This is a genomic window from Streptomyces sp. SID5785 (assembly GCF_009870065.1).
Classification (GTDB): domain Bacteria; phylum Actinomycetota; class Actinomycetes; order Streptomycetales; family Streptomycetaceae; genus Streptomyces.
Genome location: NZ_WWIA01000220.1, coordinates 1 through 3,178 on the forward strand (window position 1 = coordinate 1; position 3,178 = coordinate 3,178).

The window sequence follows — 3,178 nt, forward strand, 5'->3', positions numbered from 1 at the left end:
GAGCGCTCGCCCGAGGCGCCGGTGCGCCCGGTCGCGCTCGCCCTGCTCGACCTGGCGATGCCGCGGGACATCGACGCGGCCGCGCACCGGATCGACGGGGTGCGCCTCGTCGACATCGAGTCCCTCGCCGACGCGTCGGCGGACGCGCCGATGGCCGCCGACGTGGACCAGGTGCGGGCGATCGTGTCCGACGAGGTCACCGCGTTCGGCGCCGCCCAGCGCGCCGCGCACATCACGCCGACGGTCGTCGCGCTGCGCACGATGGCCGCCGACGTCGTCACGAGCGAGATGGCCCGCCTCGACGGCCGGCTGCCCGGCCTGGACGACAAGCAGCGTGCGGAGATCACCCAGACCGTGAAGCGCGTGGTGGACAAGCTGCTGCACGCGCCGACCGTACGGGTCAAGCAGCTGGCCGCCGAGCCCGGTGGTGCCGGGTACGCGGACGCGCTGCGGACCCTGTTCGACCTGGACCCGGAGACGGTCGCCGCCGTCTCGCGGGCCAACCCCCGAGACCGTGAAGAAGCGGTAGGCAAGAATCGAGGCCCGGCATGACCGCCGAGAAAGCACTGAGGCTGGGGACGCGGCGCAGCAAGCTCGCGATGACCCAGTCCGGGCATGTCGCCGACGCCGTGCGCCAGGTGACCGGCCGTGAGGTCGAGCTGGTGGAGATCACGTCGTACGGTGACGTGAACCGCGCGCACATCTCGCAGATCGGCGGCACCGGCATCTTCGTCACCGCGCTGCGCGACGCGCTCGCGGCGGGCGAGATCGACTTCGCGGTGCACTCGCTCAAGGACCTGCCGACCGCGCAGCCCGAGGAGCTGGCGCTGGCCGCCGTGCCGGTGCGCGAGGACCCGCGGGACGTCCTGATCGCCCGCGACGGTCTGCGGCTCGACGAGCTGCCGGCCGGCGCGAAGGTGGGCACGGGCGCGCTGCGCCGCATGGCCCAGCTCAACGCGTACGCGCGCGCTCACGGTCTGCAGATCGAGACCGTGCCGATCCGCGGCAACATCGACACCCGGATCTCCTTCGTGGAGAAGGGTGAACTGGACGCCGTGGTTCTCGCGGCGGCCGGCATCAGCAGGGTCGGCCGGACGGAAGAAGTGACCGACTTCCTGTCCACCGACGTCATGCTGCCCGCCCCCGGTCAGGGGGCCCTGGCAGTGGAGTGCGCCGCGACGAACAGCGCGCTCGCCGCCGCGCTCGCCGAGCTCGACGACCCGTTCACCCGGGTCGCCGTGACCGCCGAGCGGTCCCTGCTCGCCGCCCTGGAGGCCGGCTGCAGCGCACCCGTGGGTGCTCTCGCCGACCTGCTGGCCGACGGGCAGATTGCCAACGAAATGCGCCTGCGCGGCGTCGTCGGTACCCCCGACGGCTCCGAGCTGGTGCAGCTGTCCACCACCGGTCCCGTGCCCTCGTCGCAGGACGAGGCGCTGGCGCTCGGGCGGGAACTCGCCGCCGAGATGCTGGCCAAGGGCGCGGCCGGTCTGATGGGGGAGCGAGCACTTTGAGCCCCACCACCGCTGAATCGACCGCCTGCGCACCTGGGCACGTCACCTTCCTGGGTGCCGGTCCCGGTGACCCGGGACTGCTGACCCTGCGGGCCGTCGAGGCCCTGACCCGAGCGGATGTGCTGATCGCCGAGCCCGAAGTGCTCGACGTCGTCCGCGCGCATGCCGGGGCGGGCGTCACCGTGCTCGACGCCGAGGGCGCACCCGGGCAGCCCGGCACCGCTGACGAGGCGTCAACTGTCGTCGCGGTCCCGGCTCCGAGGGACTGGGCCAATCTTGTCATGGAGGCCGCGCGCGGCGGCAAGCGGGTCGTGCGTGCGGTGTCCGGTGACCCGGGCCTCGACACGTACGCGGCCGCCGAGATGCTGGTGTGCGCCGCCGAGGGCATCGACTTCGAGGTCGTGCCCGGCATCGCCGCGGCCGTCGGCGTGCCCTCGTACGCGGGGGTGCCGCTGCGGGACGCGCAGGGTGCGGACGTGCGTTTCGTCGACGCCCGGACCGCCTCCGAGCGGTGCTGGACGGAGCTCGGCGCGTCCGACGGCACGGTCGTCGTCTCGACGACGCTCGACGCGGTGGCCTCGGCCGCCGGCGAGCTGGTCGCGGCGGGCCGCAAGCCGGACACTCCGCTGTCGGTGACCGTGGCCGGCACGACGACCCGGCAGAAGACCTGGTCGGCGACGCTCGGCACGATCGCGCAGACGTTCAAGCAGGCCAAGGTGCTGCCGTCGCCGGAGGGCAACCGGCCGGTGATAGCCGTGGTCGGTGAGCGCAGCGCCACCGCCCAGCGCGACCAGCTGTCCTGGTTCGAGTCGAAGCCGCTGTTCGGCTGGCGCGTGCTCGTGCCCAGGACGAAGGAGCAGGCGGCGTCGCTCTCCGACCAGCTCAGCTCGTACGGCGCGGTGCCGCACGAGGTGCCGACCATCGCCGTCGAGCCGCCGCGCACCCCGCAGCAGATGGAGCGCGCGGTCAAGGGCCTGGTCACGGGGCGCTACGAGTGGATCGCCTTCACCTCGGTGAACGCGGTCAAGGCCGTCCGCGAGAAGTTCGAGGAGTACGGGCTCGACGCCCGTGCCTTCGCCGGGATCAAGGTCGCCGCGGTCGGCGAGCAGACGGCCGCCGCGCTGGTCGCGTTCGGTGTGAAGCCCGACCTGGTGCCGAGCGGGGAGCAGAGCGCCGCCGGTCTCCTGGAGGACTGGCCGCCCTACGACCCGGTCTTCGACCCGATCGACCGGGTGTTCCTGCCGCGCGCCGACATCGCCACGGAGACCCTGGTCGCCGGGCTGATCGAGCTGGGCTGGGAGGTCGACGACGTGACGGCGTACCGGACGGTGCGCGCCTCGCCGCCGCCGGCGGAGACCCGTGAGGCGATCAAGGGCGGCGGCTTTGACGCGGTCCTGTTCACGTCGTCCTCCACGGTCCGCAACCTGGTCGGTATCGCGGGCAAGCCGCACAACGTGACGGTGATCGCCTGCATCGGCCCGGCCACGGCGAAGACCGCCGAGGAGCACGGGCTGCGGGTCGACGTGATGGCTCCGGAGCCGTCGGTGCACAAGCTGGCGGCGGCGCTCGCGGACTTCGGCGCGAAGCGCCGGGCCGCCGCCGTCGAGGCGGGCGACCCGGTGACGCGGCCGAGCGAGCGGCGGCCGGGGGCGCGTCGTCGGCGGGCC

The 3,178-nt window shown here is 73.6% G+C and carries 2 protein-coding genes and 1 pseudogene; all 3 read left to right on the forward strand.

Going from position 1 to position 3,178, the window contains the following annotated elements:
- Positions 1 to 552, forward strand: a pseudogene (locus tag GTW43_RS06775) (glutamyl-tRNA reductase); the annotation flags it as partial.
- On the forward strand, positions 549 to 1,511 hold the full coding sequence (hemC, locus tag GTW43_RS06780) for a hydroxymethylbilane synthase (protein WP_161300712.1): 963 nt from the start codon (positions 549 to 551) through the stop codon (positions 1,509 to 1,511). The pseudogene GTW43_RS06775 and the gene hemC, both read left to right, overlap by 4 nt.
- A partial coding sequence (locus tag GTW43_RS06785; RefSeq protein ID WP_161300713.1) for a bifunctional uroporphyrinogen-III C-methyltransferase/uroporphyrinogen-III synthase occupies positions 1,508 to 3,178 on the forward strand: 1,671 nt, incomplete at its 3' end. The genes hemC and GTW43_RS06785, both read left to right, overlap by 4 nt.

Coding starts and splice junctions, on each gene's coding strand:
- hemC (WP_161300712.1), top strand. CDS start 549: ATGACCGCCGAGAAAGCACTGAGGCTGGGGACGCGGCGCAGCAAGCTC.